This window comes from Streptomyces argenteolus (assembly GCF_042902585.1).
Taxonomy (GTDB): domain Bacteria; phylum Actinomycetota; class Actinomycetes; order Streptomycetales; family Streptomycetaceae; genus Streptomyces; species Streptomyces argenteolus.
On record NZ_JBIBEG010000008.1, the window covers coordinates 216,413 to 231,333 of the forward strand.

Genomic DNA, 14,921 nt, shown 5'->3' on the forward strand with positions numbered 1-14,921 from the left:
GTCCGTCCTCGCCGGGGCCGGCCGTCCACGGGGTGCCCCAGGAGATCACACAGCATGGGGGTGTCTGTGGCGCGTATCCGGGTTCTGGTGGTCGACGACCACCGCATCTTTGCCGAGTCCCTCGCCGCCGCGCTGGCGGCCGAACCGGACGTCGACGTGTCCGCGGCGGGCAGTGGTCCCGCCGCGCTGCGGTGTCTGGAGCGCGCCGCCGCCGAGGGGCGGCGCTACGACGTGATGCTGGTCGACGCCGAACTGGGCATCCTCACCGCGAACGGCGTCCGCACGGTGCCCGCCCCGCGCGAGGCACCGGACGGCGGGCCCGGCCAGGGGGACGGCATCTCGCTGGTGTCCGGGGTCCGTTCGGGACACCCGCACATCCGGACGGTGGTGCTCGCGGAGAAGGACGACCCGCGCAGGGCGGCGATGGCGCTTCAGGCCGGTGCGTCGGGATGGGTCGCCAAGGACTGCTCGCTCCAGCGGCTCCTGACCGTCGTCCGCGGTGTGCTGCGCGACGAGACGCATCTGCCCGCGGCCCTGCTGACCGGGGTCCTCCGGGAGCTGACCGCGGCCCGTAAGCACCGCACCGAGAGCGAACAGCTCGTGGAGTCGCTGACACCCCGCGAGCGCGAGGTGCTGCGCTGCATGGTGGCGGGGCTGGGCCGCAAGGCGGTCGCGGAGCGGCTCTTCCTGTCCCCGCACACCGTGCGGACGCACATGCAGAACGTGCTGGGGAAGCTCGGTGTGCACTCGACCCTCGCCGCCGTGGCGCTCGCCCGGCGGGCCGGGGTGGGGCCGGTCCGGCTAACCGGGGACGTTGTCGAACGGGGCGGTCAACTGGCGTAGCAGACCGGCCAGTTCGGACTGCTGCTGGGACGAGAGCTCGCCGAGGATGGCCCGCTCCTGGTCGAGCAGCCCGGCGAGTGACTGGTCGGCCTTGTCGCGGCCCCGCTCCGTCAGCCGCACGAGGACGCCGCGGCGGTCGCTCGGATCGGGGAGCCGCTCCACGAGGTTCTTCTTGGTCAGCCGGTCGATGCGGTTCGTCATCGTGCCCGAGGTGACCAGGGTCTGGGTGAGGAGCTGGCCGGGGGAGAGCTGGTACGGAGGGCCCGCGCGCCGCAGGGACGTCAGGACGTCGAATTCCCAGGGCTCCAGTTGATGCTCCGCGAAGGCGATCCTCCGGGCCCGGTCCAGGTGCCGTGCCAGGCGGGAGACGCGGCTCAGCACCTCGAGTGGTTCCACGTCGAGGTCGGGGCGCTCACGGCGCCATGCAGCGACCAGTCGGTCGACCTCGTCCTCCATGACGATCAGTGTAGAGGGTCCCTCGACATGAAGTCTCTTGAATTCAAGTGTCTTGACATCAAGAGATCTCGCGGACGATCCTGCCATCATGACCGCACCCACCTGGGACCCCCACCAGTACCTCCGGCACGCGGACCACAGGACCCGCCCCTTCCACGACCTCCTCGCCAGGATCGGGCCCCTGCCCCACGAACCCGCACCCCGCATCGCCGACCTCGGCTGCGGCGCGGGCAACGCCACCGCCGTCCTCACCGCCCGCTGGCCGGGCGCCCGCGTCACCGGCTACGACAACGCGCCCCCGATGCTCGAACGCGCCCGCACCACCCACGCCGGGCCCCTCCTCGACTTCGCCGAGGCCGACGCCGCGACCTGGACCCCCACCGAGACGTACGACCTCATCGTCTCCAACGCGCTGCTCCAGTGGGTCCCCGGCCACGCCGCCCGCTTCCCCCTCTGGCTGGACGCCCTCGCGCCCGGCGGCACCCTCGCCTTCCAGGTCCCCGGCAACTTCGGCGCCCCCAGTCACACCCTCATGCGCGAACTCGCCGAGTCCCCCCGCTGGCACGGCCGCCTCGGAGGCCTCCTCCGCCACGAGGACGCCGTGCACAGCCCCGCCGCCTACCTGGAGCACCTCACCGCACCCGGCCGCACCGTCGACGTCTGGGAGACCACCTACCTGCACCTGCTCCAGGGCGAGGACGCCGTACTCGACTGGGTCAAGGGCACGGGCCTGCGCCCCCTCCTCGACGCCCTCGCCGACGACCCCGGGGCCCGGGACGCCTTCCTCGCCGAGTACCGCGACCTGCTGCGCACCGCCTACCCGGCGGCCCCGCACGGCACGGTCTTCCCGTTCCGCCGGATCTTCGCGGTGGCCAGGACCGCCGGGTGACCCGGACGGCCGCGCCCCACAGCGCGCCGAGAGCCTCCGGCGAGAGGTCCGGACCGACGGCGGACGGCGGCACCCCCGGCTCCAGCCGGTCGTGACGGACGCCCGTCGGGGCGTACGTCGTGCCCACCGGGTCCCGCTCGCATCCGAGTACGGCGGGAGACCGGGCGGCGTGAAGAGGGCGTCCACGGAGCAGCCGTCCTGCGGGGGCACCGGCCGGCGGCCGCGGTGCCCGGTGAGCACACGCGCACCGCGGCCGGGCTCAGTTTTTCCGGTGGCCTATCAGCCGCGGCTTCGACTCCAGGTTCTCCAGCCCGTGCCACGCCAGATTCACCAGATGGGCGGCCACCTCGGCCTTCTTCGGCTTCCGCACGTCCAGCCACCACTGGCCGGTCAGCGCCACCATCCCCACCAGCGCCTGCGCGTACAGCGGCGCCAGCTTCGGATCGAAGCCCCGGGCCTTGAACTCCAGGCCCAGGATGTCCTCGACCTGCGTCGCGATGTCACTGATCAGCGACGCGAACGTGCCCGTGGACTGGGCGACCGGGGAGTCACGGACCAGGATGCGGAAGCCGTCCGTGTACGTCTCGATGTAGTCCAGCAGCGCGAACGCCGCCTGCTCCAGCAACTCCCGGGGATGACCCGCCGTGAGCGCGCCCGTCACCAGATCCAGCAACTGGCGCATCTCACGGTCGACCACGACGGCGTAGAGGCCCTCCTTGCCGCCGAAGTGCTCGTACACCACCGGCTTGGAGACCCCGGCACGCGCCGCGATCTCCTCCACCGATGTGCCCTCGAAACCCTTGTCGGCGAACAGGGTGCGGCCGATGTCCAGGAGCTGCTCGCGGCGCTCCTTACCCGTCATGCGGACCCGCCTGGCCCGCCGGGTGGGGACAGGCATGCTCTTCTCGCCGCTGGTGCTTCCGTCGGTCGCCACGTCGTCAATCATGCCGGGTCGGCGGCTGCGGGCTTGCGGCGGGAGGCGATACGTGAAGCGTCGGGCCACCGCACGTCGTGCGCCCAGCCCAGCTTCTCGAACCAGCGGATCAGCCGGGCACTGGAGTCGATCTGGCCCTTCATCACCCCGTGCCGGGCGCTCGTCGGGTCCGCGTGGTGCAGGTTGTGCCAGGACTCACCGCACGAGAGCACCGCCAGCCACCACACGTTCCCCGAGCGGTCGCGCGACTTGAAGGGGCGCTTGCCGACGGCGTGACAGATCGAGTTGATCGACCACGTCACGTGGTGCAGCAGCGCGACCCGCACCAGCGAACCCCAGAAGAACCCGGTGAACGCACCCCACCACGACCACGTCACCAGACCGCCGACCAGCGGCGGGATCGCCAGCGAAAGGATCGTGAAGCTGAGGAAGTGGCGCGAGATCGCGCGGAGCGCGGGGTCCCTGACCAGATCGGGGGCGTACTTCTGCTGCGGCGTCTGCTCCTCGTTGAACATCCAGCCGATGTGGGCCCACCACAGCCCCTTCATCAGTGCCGGCAGGTTCTCGCCGAACCGCCACGGCGAATGCGGGTCGCCCTCCGCGTCGGAGAACCGGTGGTGCTTGCGGTGGTCGGCCACCCACCGCACGAGCGGCCCCTCCACCGCCATCGAACCCGCGACGGCCAGAGCGATACGGAGCGGACGCTTCGCCTTGAAGGAACCATGCGTGAAGTAGCGGTGGAAACCGATCGTCACACCGTGGCACCCGAGGTAGTACATGAAGACCAGGAGACCCAGGTCGAGCCAGCTGACACCGCGGCCCCAGGCCAGCGGCACCGCCGCGACCAGGGCCGCGAACGGCACCACGATGAACAGCAGCAGCGCGATCTGCTCGATCGAACGCTTCTTGTCGCCACCCAGCGTGGCGGAGGGGGGAACGCGACCGCCTGCCTCCGTCGGCAGGCCGTCGTCGATCAGATCGGGGCTGGTGGGCATGGTGAGTCCCCCGTGGGGTGAGGAAATATGACGGAATGAGCGGGCTACGCTTCCGTAACCTACGGCAACGTAAGTATGGCAGCGAGGCACCCCGCGACACGAGAGCGCCGCCGTCACAACCCTTGGGGGAACCGGCCCACGGCATCGCCACGGACCACCCCCAAGGGCAACGAGCACGCCCGCCCCCAGGACACCTATCCTGGGTGCGTCGGACAGCGCGGTCCGCACTCTGCATATCCGGGGTGCCCCCGTCAGCACCGCGAGCGCCCCGGCCCCCCTGACAGACGTGCTCAACCACTGCAAGGAGCCGCACACTGTGAGCAGTGCCGACCAGACCCCTGCCGCCAGCACCGAACTGCGGGCCGACATCCGCCGCCTCGGCGACCTGCTGGGCGAGACCCTCGTACGACAGGAGGGCCAGGACCTCCTCGACCTCGTCGAGCGCGTCCGCGCCCTGACCCGCACCGACGGCGAGGCAGCAGCACAGCTCCTCGGCGACACGGACCTGGAGACCGCCGCACAGCTCGTGCGCGCCTTCTCCACCTACTTCCACCTCGCCAACGTCACCGAGCAGGTCCACCGCGCCCACGAGATGCGCGACCGCCGGTCGGCCGAAGGCGGGCTCCTCGCCCGCACCGCGGACCGCCTCAAGGACGCCGACCCCGAGCACCTGCGCGAGACGGTCAAGAACCTCAACGTCCGGCCCGTCTTCACCGCACACCCCACCGAAGCAGCACGCCGCTCGGTGCTCAACAAGCTCCGCCGGATCGCCGAGCTCCTCGAAACGCCCGTCATCGAGGCCGACCGCCGCCGGCAGGACATCCGGCTGGCCGAGAACATCGACCTCATCTGGCAGACCGACGAACTGCGCGTCGTCCGCCCGGAGCCCGCCGACGAGGCCCGCAACGCCATCTACTACCTCGACGAACTCCACGCCAACGCCGTGGGCGACGTCCTGGAGGACCTGGCCGCGGAGCTGGAGCGCGTCGGCGTCGAACTGCCCGCCGGCACCCGCCCGCTCACCTTCGGCACCTGGATCGGCGGCGACCGCGACGGCAACCCCAACGTCACCCCCACCGTCACCTGGGACGTGCTCATCCTCCAGCACGAGCACGGCATCACCGACGCCCTCGAACTCGTCGACCAGCTGCGCGGACTGCTCTCCAACTCCATCCGCTACACCGGAGCCACCGACGAGCTCCTCACCTCGCTCCAGACCGACCTGGAGCGCCTCCCCGAGATCAGCCCTCGCTACAAGCGGCTGAACGCCGAGGAGCCCTACCGCCTCAAGGCCACCTGCGTCCGCCAGAAGCTGGTCAACACCCGCGAACGCCTAGCCAAGGGCACCCCCCACCGCCCCGGCTGCGACTACCTCGGCACCGCCGAGCTCATCGCCGACCTGGCCCTCATCCAGACCTCCCTGCGCGAACACCGCGGCGGGCTCTTCGCCGACGGCCGCATGGACCGCACCATCCGCACGCTCACCGCCTTCGGTCTCCAGCTCGCCACCATGGACGTCCGCGAACACGCCGACGCCCATCACCACGCGCTCGGCCAGCTCTTCGACCGCCTCGGCGAGGAGTCCTGGCGCTACGCCGACATGCCCCGCGACTACCGGCAGAAGCTCCTCGCCAAGGAACTCCGCTCCCGTCGCCCGCTCGCCCCCACCCCGGCACCGCTGGACGCCGACGGCGAGAAGACCCTCGGCGTCTTCCACACCATCAGCCAGGCCTTCGAGCGCTTCGGCCCCGAGGTCATCGAGTCCTACATCATCTCGATGTGCCAGGGCGCCGACGACGTGTTCGCCGCCGCCGTCCTCGCCCGTGAGGCCGGGCTCATCGACCTCCACGGCGGCGTGGCCAAGATCGGCATCGTGCCGCTCCTGGAGACCACCGACGAGCTCAAGGCCGCCGACGTCATCCTCGACGAGATGCTCGCCGACCCCTCCTACCGCCGGCTCGTCTCGCTCCGCGGCGACGTCCAGGAGGTCATGCTCGGTTACTCCGACTCCTCCAAGTTCGGCGGCATCACCACCTCCCAGTGGGAGATCCACCGCGCCCAGCGCCGGCTCCGCGACGTGGCCCACCGCTACGGCGTACGCCTGCGCCTCTTCCACGGCCGCGGCGGCACCGTCGGCCGCGGCGGCGGCCCCTCCCACGACGCGATCCTCGCGCAGCCCTGGGGCACCCTGGAGGGCGAGATCAAGGTGACCGAGCAGGGCGAGGTCATCTCCGACAAGTACCTCATCCCCGCCCTCGCCCGGGAGAACCTGGAGCTGACCGTCGCGGCCACCCTCCAGGCCTCCGCGCTCCACACCGCGCCCCGCCAGTCCGACGAGGCACTGGCCCGCTGGGACGCGGCCATGGACACCGTCTCCGACGCCGCCCACGACGCCTACCGCAAGCTCGTCGAGGACCCGGACCTGCCCGCCTACTTCCTCGCCTCCACCCCCGTGGACCAGCTCGCCGACCTGCACCTGGGCTCGCGGCCCTCCCGCCGCCCCGGCTCGGGCGTCTCGCTCGACGGCCTGCGCGCCATCCCGTGGGTCTTCGGCTGGACCCAGTCACGGCAGATCGTCCCCGGCTGGTTCGGCGTCGGCTCCGGCCTCAAGGCACTGCGCGAAGCCGGCCTCGACACCGTCCTGGAAGAGATGCACGAGCAGTGGCACTTCTTCCAGAACTTCCTCTCCAACGTCGAGATGACCCTCGCCAAGACCGACCTGCGCATCGCCCAGCACTACGTCGACACGCTCGTCCCCGACGAGCTCAAGCACGTCTTCGACGTCATCCGGGCCGAGCACGAGCTCACCGTGCAGGAAGTCCTCAAGGTCACCGGCAGCAAGGAACTCCTCGGCACCAGCCCGGTGCTCCAGCAGACCTTCGCCATCCGCGACGCCTACCTGGACCCGATCTCCTACCTCCAGGTGTCCCTGCTCGCCCGCCAGCGCCAGGCGGCCGAGCGCGGCGAGGAAGCCGACCCGCTGCTCGCCCGGGCCCTGCTGCTCACCGTCAACGGTGTCGCCGCGGGCCTGCGCAACACCGGCTGACCCGTACGGGAAGCGGGTGCGGACCCGTCAGAGGGCGATGAACGTCGCCGTCAGCAGGGCCGCACCCGCGATCCCCGTACCCCAGGCCGTCCGCGTCAGCCGCATGCCGCCGCCCATCACCAGGGCGGCCAGCACCAGCGCACCACCCAGCGGAACCCAGGCATGCAGAAAGCCCGGGACCCCGGTACGCACGACGTGCCCGGTCCCGGGCTTCACCACGACGGGGAAACGTTCCCCCTTCTTCACCGCGACGGACCGCTCGATCGTCACGGCCGGCCGCTCCCGCGCATCCGCTTCCGGCGAGAACGAGCCCGTGCACGCGTCCTCACCGCACGACGTCACCACCATCGTCCCGTGCTCGCGGCCCTTCGCCAGGACGATGTGGTGCGCGCTGTCCCACGACGACCACACACCGGCGGCCAGCAGCAACAGGACGACACACCCCGCCGCGAACGTACGGCCGTGGGCGAGCAGCCGGTGGGAGGAAGTCCGCTTCATGGGGGCCGATCCTTGGGCAGAGCCCTGCCGTCGGTCAACCTGTGGCCGAAAATCACCCAGGAAGCAGCGGGAATGTCAGGAGTTGTACGCGGACTGAGCCCGCTCCAGCCCCTCCGCCAGCAACGACTCCACCGAATCCGCCGCACGGTCCACCAGATACGCCAGCTCCTTGCGCTCCGCCGACGAGAAGTCCTTCAGCACGAAATCGGCGACCTGCATCCGCCCCGGCGGACGCCCGATCCCGAACCGCACCCGGTGATAGTCCGGACCCATCGCCTTCGTCATCGACTTCAGCCCGTTGTGCCCGTTGTCACCGCCGCCCAGCTTCAGCCGCAGCATCCCGAAATCGATGTCCAGCTCGTCGTGCACCGCCACGACATGATCGGTGGGCACCTTGTAGAAGTCCCGCAGCGCGGTCACCGGGCCCCCCGACAGATTCATGTACGACATCGGCTTCGCCAGCACCACACGCCGGCTCAGCGGCCCGGGCGGACCGATCCGGCCCTCCAGCACCTGCGCCTGCGCCTTCTGCGCCCGCTTGAACTTCCCGCCGATCCGCTCCGCCAGCAGATCGGCGACCATGAAGCCGACGTTGTGACGGTTCGCCGCGTAGTCGGGGCCGGGATTGCCGAGGCCCACGATCAGCCAGGGGTCGGTGGCTTCGGACATCAGAGCTCGGTCTCCTCGCAGTGCGTACGTACCGGTGGATACAGGGAAACGGGGCGGCGGAACCCCCGGAAGGGAACCGCCACCCCGTCAGTCAAGCAGGTGGGGCGAGGCTCAGGCCTCGGTGGACTCGGACTCGGCGCCCTCGGCGGCCGGCTCCTCCGCCTGCGCGGAGACGACCTGGAGCACCACGGCGTCCTCGTCGCCGGCCAGCACCGAACCCTTGGGGAGCGGGATGTCCTTGGCGAGGATCGAGTCGCCCGCGTCCAGACCGGCGATCGAGACGGTCACGGACTCGGGGATGTGCGTGGCCTCGGCCTCGACGAGCAGCGTGTTCTGCACGTACTCCAGCAGGTTGCCGCCCGGGGCCAGCTCGCCCTCGACGTGCACCGCGATCTCGACGTTGACCTTCTCGCCGCGCTTCACGGTCAGCAGGTCGACGTGCTCGATGTTGCCCTTGATGGCGTTGCGCTGCACGGCCTTCGGGATCACCAGGGCGTCCTTGCCGTCGATCTCCAGACCGATCAGGACGTTGGCGGTACGGAGCGCGAGAAGCAGCTCGTGGCCCGGGAGGTTGATGTGAACCGGCTCGGCACCGTGGCCGTAGACGACGCCGGGAACCAGGTTGGCGCGACGGGTACGACGGGCAGCGCCCTTGCCGAACTCCGTACGGACCGTTGCGTCGAGCTTGATCTCAGCCATGCTGCACTCCTCGTGAGGTGACGAAAAACCGATGGTCACCCGGCCCACGACAGGCCTGCTACGAAGAGCGCGTCGATAACGGACCACCGATCCCCATGACCACGCATGAGAACGGCCTCCCTCGCCGAGCAACTCGCTGAGTCTACCCGGCGGGGAGGCCGCACCCAAAGTCGATCACCCGAAGGCGGTCTTCCCGGAGCCCGAGGGCCCGGACGTGACTATCCCTGCTCCTCGAACAGGCTCGTCACCGAACCGTCCTCGAACACCTCACGGACCGCACGCGCGATCGTCGGGGCGATCGAGAGCACCGTGATCTTGTCGATCTCCAGCTCACCCGGCGTCGGCAGCGTGTCCGTGAAGACGAACTCGCTCACCTTCGAGTTCTTCAGCCGGTCCGCCGCCGGACCCGACAGCACGCCGTGCGTCGCGGTCACTATGACGTCCTCGGCACCGTGCGCGAACAGGGCGTCCGCAGCGGCGCAGATCGTGCCACCCGTGTCGATCATGTCGTCGACCAGGACGCACACCCGGCCCTCGACGTTACCGACGACCTCGTGGACGCTGACCTGGTTCGGCACGTCCTTGTCGCGGCGCTTGTGCACGATGGCCAGCGGCGCGTCCAGGCGGTCGCACCAGCGGTCCGCGACCCGCACCCGGCCCGCGTCCGGAGACACGACCGTCAGCTTCGACCGGTCGACCTTCGCGCCCACGTAGTCCGCGAGGATCGGCAGCGCGAAGAGGTGGTCCACCGGGCCGTCGAAGAAGCCCTGGATCTGGTCCGTGTGCAGATCGACGGTGAGGACGCGGTCCGCACCCGCCGTCTTCATCAGGTCCGCCACCAGACGGGCCGAGATCGGCTCACGGCCACGGTGCTTCTTGTCCTGACGGGCGTAACCGTAGAAGGGCAGGATCACCGTCACCGACCGCGCCGACGCGCGCTTGAGCGCGTCCAGCATGATCAGCTGCTCCATGATCCACTTGTTGATCGGAGCCGTGTGGCTCTGGATCAGGAAGCAGTCGGCACCACGGGCCGATTCCTGGAAGCGGACGTAGATCTCACCGTTGGCGAAATCGAAGGCCTTCGTCGGCACGAGACCGACACCCAACTGGTGTGCGACCTCCTCGGCCAGCTCGGGGTGGGCGCGGCCGGAGAAGAGCATCAGTTTCTTCTCGCCGGTCGTCTTGATCCCGGTCACAGCACAGTCTCCTCAGACGTGTATCTGGCACCGCGCGCATGTGTCCCGATGAGCGACGAGCCAGCCGAAATGGGTGAGCATCTATCACGGTACGCCGCCTTCGGCGCACCTGTTTCCGGTCAGCTTTCGCCGTCGGTCTCCTGCGCGGCGGCCTGAGCGGCCTGAGCTGCCGCGCTCCCGGGGCGCTTCCGGGCGACCCAGCCCTCGATATTCCGCTGCTGGCCCCGGGCGACGGCCAGGGAACCGGACGGTACGTCCTTGGTGATGACCGACCCCGCTGCCGTGTAAACGCCGTCCCCGACCGTGACAGGCGCCACAAACATATTGTCGGACCCGGTCCGGCAGTGGGACCCGATCGTGGTGTGGTGCTTGGCCACCCCGTCGTAGTTCACGAACACGCTGGCCGCACCGATGTTGGTGTGGTCGCCGATCGTCGCGTCACCGACATAGCTGAGGTGCGGCACCTTCGTGCCCTCGCCGATCGTCGCGTTCTTCATCTCGACGTACGTGCCCGCCTTGGACTTCGCGCCCATGCGCGTCCCGGGGCGCAGGTAGGCGAAGGGGCCCACCGTCGCTCCGGGGCCCACCTCGGCGCCGTCCGAGACGGTGTTGTCCACCCGGGCGCCCGCGTGGACGACGGTGTCCTTCAGCCGGGAGTTCGGGCCGACCTCGGCGTCCTCCGCGAGGTGCGTGGAGCCGAGCAACTGGGTGCCCGGGTGCACGACCGCGTCACGCTCGTACGTCACCGTCGCGTCGATCAGCGTGGACGCCGGGTCCACGACGGTCACGCCGGCCAGCATCGCCCGCTCCAGCAGCCGCTCGTTGAGCAGCCGCCGGGCCTCGGCCAGCTGGAGCCGGTTGTTGATGCCCAGGATCTCCCGGTGGTCGCCCGCGACCGAGGCGCCGACGCGGTGCCCGGCCTCGCGCAGGATCGACAGCACGTCGGTGAGGTACTCCTCGCCCTGACTGTTGTCCGTACGGACCTTGCCGAGCGCCTCGCTCAGCAGCCGGCCGTCGAAGGCGAAGACGCCGGAGTTGATCTCCCGGATGGCGCGCTGGGCGTCGGTGGCGTCCTTGTGCTCGACGATCTCGGTGACGGCGCCGGTGGCCGCGTCCCGGACGATCCGGCCGTAGCCGGTCGAGTCCGGGACCTCGGCGGTCAGCACGGTGACGGCGTTCGCGTCGGCCGCGTGGGTGGCGGCGAGGGCGGAGAGGGTCTCACCGGAGAGCAGCGGGGTGTCCCCGCAGACGACGATCACGGTGCCGTCCACGGTGCCGCCGAGCTCCTCCAGTCCCATCCGGACCGCGTGACCCGTGCCGTTCTGCTCGGCCTGGTAGGCCGTGCGTACGGGGGTGTCCCCGGCGGAGAGGTGGGCGGTGACCTGCTCGCTGGCGTGGCCGACGACCACGACGAGGTGCTGCGGGTCGAGCTCACGGGAAGCGGCGACGACATGTCCGACGAGCGAGCGCCCGGAGATCTCGTGCAGGACCTTGGGGGTCTTCGACTTCATGCGGGTGCCCTCACCCGCTGCGAGGACGACGACGGCTGCCGGGCTGTTGGCGCTCACGGATGTGCCCTTCGGCTTCGGGTGGTGGACACCCGCAGGATACCGGGGGCGTATATGCCCGAAACGAGCGCGGGCCCCGACCGGTGAGGTCGGGGCCCGCTGGCTGGGGCTCCCCCACCAGGATTTGAACCTGGACATACGAGACCAAAACTCGCAGTGCTGCCTGATTACACCATGGGGGATCAATCCCGACTAAACCGGACATTGCGCCGGTCTGCCGGTTTGGCACCCAACACTATGCCGTACCAAGCACCCTCTACGCGACGATAGAGCTCTGCACTCTTGGTCACGTAGATGACCAAGCAGCCGCGATACGCCTCACCTGTGTTCTTTCGAGTCGTCTTCGGGGAGTGCTTCTTGAGGGTGGCCCGCATGAAGTCTGTGCGGGGGACTCCCGTCAGGTCGGCCCAGAAGTCCTCCGCCTCTGCCACGTTCGCCGTCTCATGGATGCTGACGCGGAGGTGCAGGCGTTCGCGTGCGACGCCGAGCAGGTCGAGCCAACTCAGGTAGACCTTGATCACATTGGGGTCGCTGTTGATGAAGAGCAGGCTTTCCCGGCGGCTGTAGGGCTTGTCCTTCATGCCCTCGGCCCAGTAAAGCGCGACACCGGTCAGGAACAGCTCCCGGTCGGAGACCTCGCCCACCGACTCGCGCGCGATCCGTTTCGCCTCCAGTCGTTCCGCGTCCTGGTTGGCCCGCAGGCTGGCCAAGCCCGCGTTCATGCGGGCGAGCCGCTCATCCTCCGAGTAGCGCGGCTCCGGCTTCGGCAGATCCCGCACCCACAGCGAGATGGAGCTCTTCGAGCAGCCCAGCTCCACCTGGATCTGGTCGTAGGTCATCCCCTGGAGTCGCAGCTCCCGGGCCTTGGCGCGTAGGTCGTCCTTGGCGTTGGGTCGCTTCGTCCACTCGGGGGCGGGCTCGCCCTCCAGGAGGCGGTGGAGCATGTCGTTGTTGAAGACCTTCAACCGGTCCCTGATCTGCCGCACGCTGAGCCCCTCCCGCCGCAGCGCGATCGCCCGCTCCCGCAGCCCCTCGAAGTCCGCGTACTTGCCGGTGGCATGTGTCATAGGGACAGCCTCGTCCGGAAAGCGGACGTCCGGCTCGAAAGGGTGCGCGGTTCCCCGGATCAGGCGATCTGCCTGCGCTCCTGGCACGACCGGTCACTTTCTGTGCTGTCGGAGTCTCCGGAAAATGGGGTGCGTCCGCCCGTAGGCTGGATGCCATGACCGCAACGGGGGCAGACCGGGAAGCGGCGGGTCCGACCACCCGCGGCTACTGGTGGTGGGAGCGGCGGCGCAGTGTCGCCCTGGACGTGGGGCTGGCGCTGGTCTCGGCGCTGGAGTGTGCGCTGGAAGGGGTGACGTTCGCCGGGGACACGGGGCTGCCGGTTCCGCTGGGGGTGCTCTTCGGGCTGCTGGCGGGCTCGGTGCTGGTGCTGCGCAGGCGCTGGCCGATCGCCGTGGTGCTGGTGTCGATCGCGACGACGCCGGCCGAGATGGGCTTCCTGATGGCGATCGTCGGGCTGTACACGCTGGCCGCCTCGGATGTGCCGCGCAGGATCACGGTGGTGCTGACGGGGATGACGCTCGTCGGCACCTTCATCGTGTCGTACGTGCGGCTGCGGCAGAGCGTGAGTGGTGACACGGAGTTCGGGCCGGGCGACTGGTACGTCCCGGGGGTGTCCCTCTTCATGTCGCTGGGTCTGACGGCGCCCTCGGTGCTCTTCGGTCTCTACATCGGGGCCAGGCGCCGGCTGATGGAGAGTCTGCGGGAGCGCGCGGATTCGCTGGAGCGGGAGCTGTCGCTGCTCGCGGACCGGGCGGAGGAGCGGGCCGAGTGGGCGCGTACGGAGGAGCGGACCAGGATCGCGCGGGAGATGCACGACGTGGTGGCGCACCGGGTGAGCCTGATGGTGGTGCACGCGGCGGCGTTGCAGGCGGTGGCCCCGAAGGATCCCGCGAAGGCCGTGCGCAACGCGGCGCTGGTGGGGGACATGGGGCGGCAGGCGCTGACGGAGCTGCGGGAGATGCTCGGGGTGCTGCGGAGCGGGGACGCCCTGGCGGTCCCGCGGGCGGGCCGGGTGCCGCTGGCCTCGGTGGGGCGGGTGGCCGCTGCCGCGGCTGCCGCTGCCGCCGTGGAGGACGGGCCGCGGTTGTGCGAGGTGGAGGCGCTGGTCGCGCAGTCGCGCGAGGCGGGCATGACGGTGGAGCTGTCGGTGGAGGGGGAACTGCGTCCGTATGCGCCGGAGGTGGAGCAGACGGCGTACCGGGTGGTGCAGGAGGCGTTGACGAACGTGCACAAGCACGCGGCCGGAGCGAAGACGTGGGTGCGGCTCGCGCATCGGGGGGCCGAGGTGGCGATGCAGGTGGAGAACGGCCCCTCGGACGGTGCCGCGGCGGACGCCGGTCTGCCGAGCGGGGGGAACGGCCTGGTGGGGATGCGGGAGCGGGTGCTGGGGCTCGGTGGTGTGTTCGTGTCGGGGCCGACGGACGCGGGGGGCTTCCGGGTGTCGGCGGTGCTGCCGGACGGCGAGGCGGCCTGAGCCTGCTCCGCCGGGGGCCGGGTCGTCCCGGCCCTGGGGGTGGGTATCGCGCCGGGTCTCAGCCGGAGGTGAGGCGGGCGGGCTGGACGCCGGTCATGAGGGTTTCGAGGGCGCGGTCGATGTCGGAGCCGAGGTACCAGTCCCCGGTGTGGTCGATGGAGTAGACCCGTCCTTCGCTGTCGATGGCGAGGACGGCCTGGCCGTCGGCTTCCTCTCCGAGGGGGGCGACCTCGGTCTCGAGGGCGCGGCCGAGGTCGCCGAGGGTGCGTGCCAGGTGGAGTCCGCTGAGCGGGTCGATGCGCACGGTGGCGGTGGCGATCTGCCGGCCGGGTGCGGTCGAGGTGATGCGGAGCCCGCCGAACTCGGCCCAGGCCTCGACCGCCGCGGGGAAGACGGCGTGCTGGTGGCCGGCCGGGGAGGCGTGGGAGCGGAGGGCGTCGGCCCATTCCTCCGCCTGGCGGATGTCCCAGCGTCCGGGCTGCCATCCGGCGTCGCGGAGCGCGGCGTCGACGGCGACGGGGAAACGGGTGGTGGAGGTGCGGCTCTGCTGGGCGGGTACGTCGGGTCGTCCGTGCATGGTGCTGTG

The 14,921-nt window shown here is 70.4% G+C and carries 14 protein-coding genes; 4 read left to right on the top strand and 10 right to left on the bottom strand.

What is annotated here, in order from left to right; all coding sequences use genetic code 11:
* Positions 1–54: 54 nt before the first annotated feature.
* Positions 55–843 carry a LuxR C-terminal-related transcriptional regulator gene (locus ACFY8O_RS26495; RefSeq protein WP_208766074.1) on the top strand — a complete coding sequence of 263 codons (789 nt, stop codon included), beginning with the start codon at positions 55–57 and terminating at the stop codon, positions 841–843.
* Here ACFY8O_RS26495 and ACFY8O_RS26500 read toward each other — a convergent pair.
* On the bottom strand, positions 802–1,299 hold the full coding sequence (locus ACFY8O_RS26500) for a MarR family winged helix-turn-helix transcriptional regulator (protein WP_387906464.1): 498 nt from the start codon (positions 1,297–1,299) through the stop codon (positions 802–804). The two genes, ACFY8O_RS26495 and ACFY8O_RS26500, sit on opposite strands and share 42 nt — an antisense overlap.
* Before the next feature lie 88 nt (positions 1,300–1,387).
* Between ACFY8O_RS26500 and ACFY8O_RS26505 the strand changes: the two genes are divergently transcribed.
* Positions 1,388–2,188 (top strand): trans-aconitate 2-methyltransferase, encoded by an 801-nt coding sequence (locus ACFY8O_RS26505; RefSeq protein ID WP_145809042.1) that lies wholly within the window; start codon positions 1,388–1,390, stop codon positions 2,186–2,188.
* Positions 2,189–2,447: 259 nt separating this feature from the next.
* On the opposite strand, the gene ACFY8O_RS26510 is transcribed toward ACFY8O_RS26505, so the two are convergent.
* Positions 2,448–3,134, bottom strand: coding sequence for a TetR family transcriptional regulator (locus ACFY8O_RS26510; RefSeq protein WP_387906467.1), 687 nt, complete (start codon positions 3,132–3,134; stop codon positions 2,448–2,450).
* Positions 3,131–4,117 (bottom strand): acyl-CoA desaturase, encoded by a 987-nt coding sequence (locus ACFY8O_RS26515; RefSeq protein ID WP_145809039.1) that lies wholly within the window; start codon positions 4,115–4,117, stop codon positions 3,131–3,133. Before ACFY8O_RS26515 ends, ACFY8O_RS26510 begins: the two co-directional genes overlap by 4 nt.
* Before the next feature lie 316 nt (positions 4,118–4,433).
* Here ACFY8O_RS26515 and ppc point away from each other — a divergent pair, with 316 nt between their 5' ends.
* Positions 4,434–7,163 (top strand): phosphoenolpyruvate carboxylase, encoded by a 2,730-nt coding sequence (gene ppc / locus ACFY8O_RS26520; RefSeq protein ID WP_145809038.1) that lies wholly within the window; start codon positions 4,434–4,436, stop codon positions 7,161–7,163.
* Between the two features lie 27 nt (positions 7,164–7,190).
* Here the strand turns inward: ppc and ACFY8O_RS26525 are convergent, their stop codons facing one another.
* The 6 genes from ACFY8O_RS26525 to ACFY8O_RS26550 form a co-directional block, all read right to left on the bottom strand.
* Positions 7,191–7,661, bottom strand: a complete 471-nt coding sequence (locus ACFY8O_RS26525; RefSeq protein ID WP_145809036.1) for a hypothetical protein — start codon at positions 7,659–7,661, stop codon at positions 7,191–7,193.
* A 75-nt stretch (positions 7,662–7,736) separates the two neighbouring features.
* Complete coding sequence (gene pth / locus ACFY8O_RS26530) at positions 7,737–8,330, bottom strand: aminoacyl-tRNA hydrolase (protein ID WP_145809035.1); 594 nt, start codon at positions 8,328–8,330, stop codon at positions 7,737–7,739.
* Positions 8,331–8,441: 111 nt separating this feature from the next.
* On the bottom strand, positions 8,442–9,029 hold the full coding sequence (locus ACFY8O_RS26535; RefSeq protein ID WP_145809033.1) for a 50S ribosomal protein L25/general stress protein Ctc: 588 nt from the start codon (positions 9,027–9,029) through the stop codon (positions 8,442–8,444).
* A 218-nt stretch (positions 9,030–9,247) separates the two neighbouring features.
* Entirely contained in the window at positions 9,248–10,225 is a 978-nt protein-coding gene (locus ACFY8O_RS26540; protein WP_145809032.1) for a ribose-phosphate diphosphokinase, read from the bottom strand.
* Positions 10,226–10,344: 119 nt separating this feature from the next.
* The gene (glmU, locus tag ACFY8O_RS26545; RefSeq protein WP_387906473.1) at positions 10,345–11,793 is read right to left on the bottom strand and encodes a bifunctional UDP-N-acetylglucosamine diphosphorylase/glucosamine-1-phosphate N-acetyltransferase GlmU; all 1,449 of its coding nucleotides are present in this window, start codon (positions 11,791–11,793) and stop codon (positions 10,345–10,347) included.
* A 182-nt stretch (positions 11,794–11,975) separates the two neighbouring features.
* Positions 11,976–12,860 carry a hypothetical protein gene (locus ACFY8O_RS26550; RefSeq protein WP_387906476.1) on the bottom strand — a complete coding sequence of 295 codons (885 nt, stop codon included), beginning with the start codon at positions 12,858–12,860 and terminating at the stop codon, positions 11,976–11,978.
* A 155-nt stretch (positions 12,861–13,015) separates the two neighbouring features.
* Between ACFY8O_RS26550 and ACFY8O_RS26555 the strand changes: the two genes are divergently transcribed.
* Entirely contained in the window at positions 13,016–14,335 is a 1,320-nt protein-coding gene (locus ACFY8O_RS26555; protein ID WP_145809029.1) for a sensor histidine kinase, read from the top strand.
* A gap of 58 nt (positions 14,336–14,393) precedes the next feature.
* Here ACFY8O_RS26555 and ACFY8O_RS26560 read toward each other — a convergent pair whose 3' ends face one another.
* A complete protein-coding gene (locus tag ACFY8O_RS26560) occupies positions 14,394–14,912 on the bottom strand; it encodes an SUKH-3 domain-containing protein (protein ID WP_145809027.1) in 519 nt (172 codons plus the stop codon).
* Positions 14,913–14,921 lie beyond the last annotated feature (9 nt).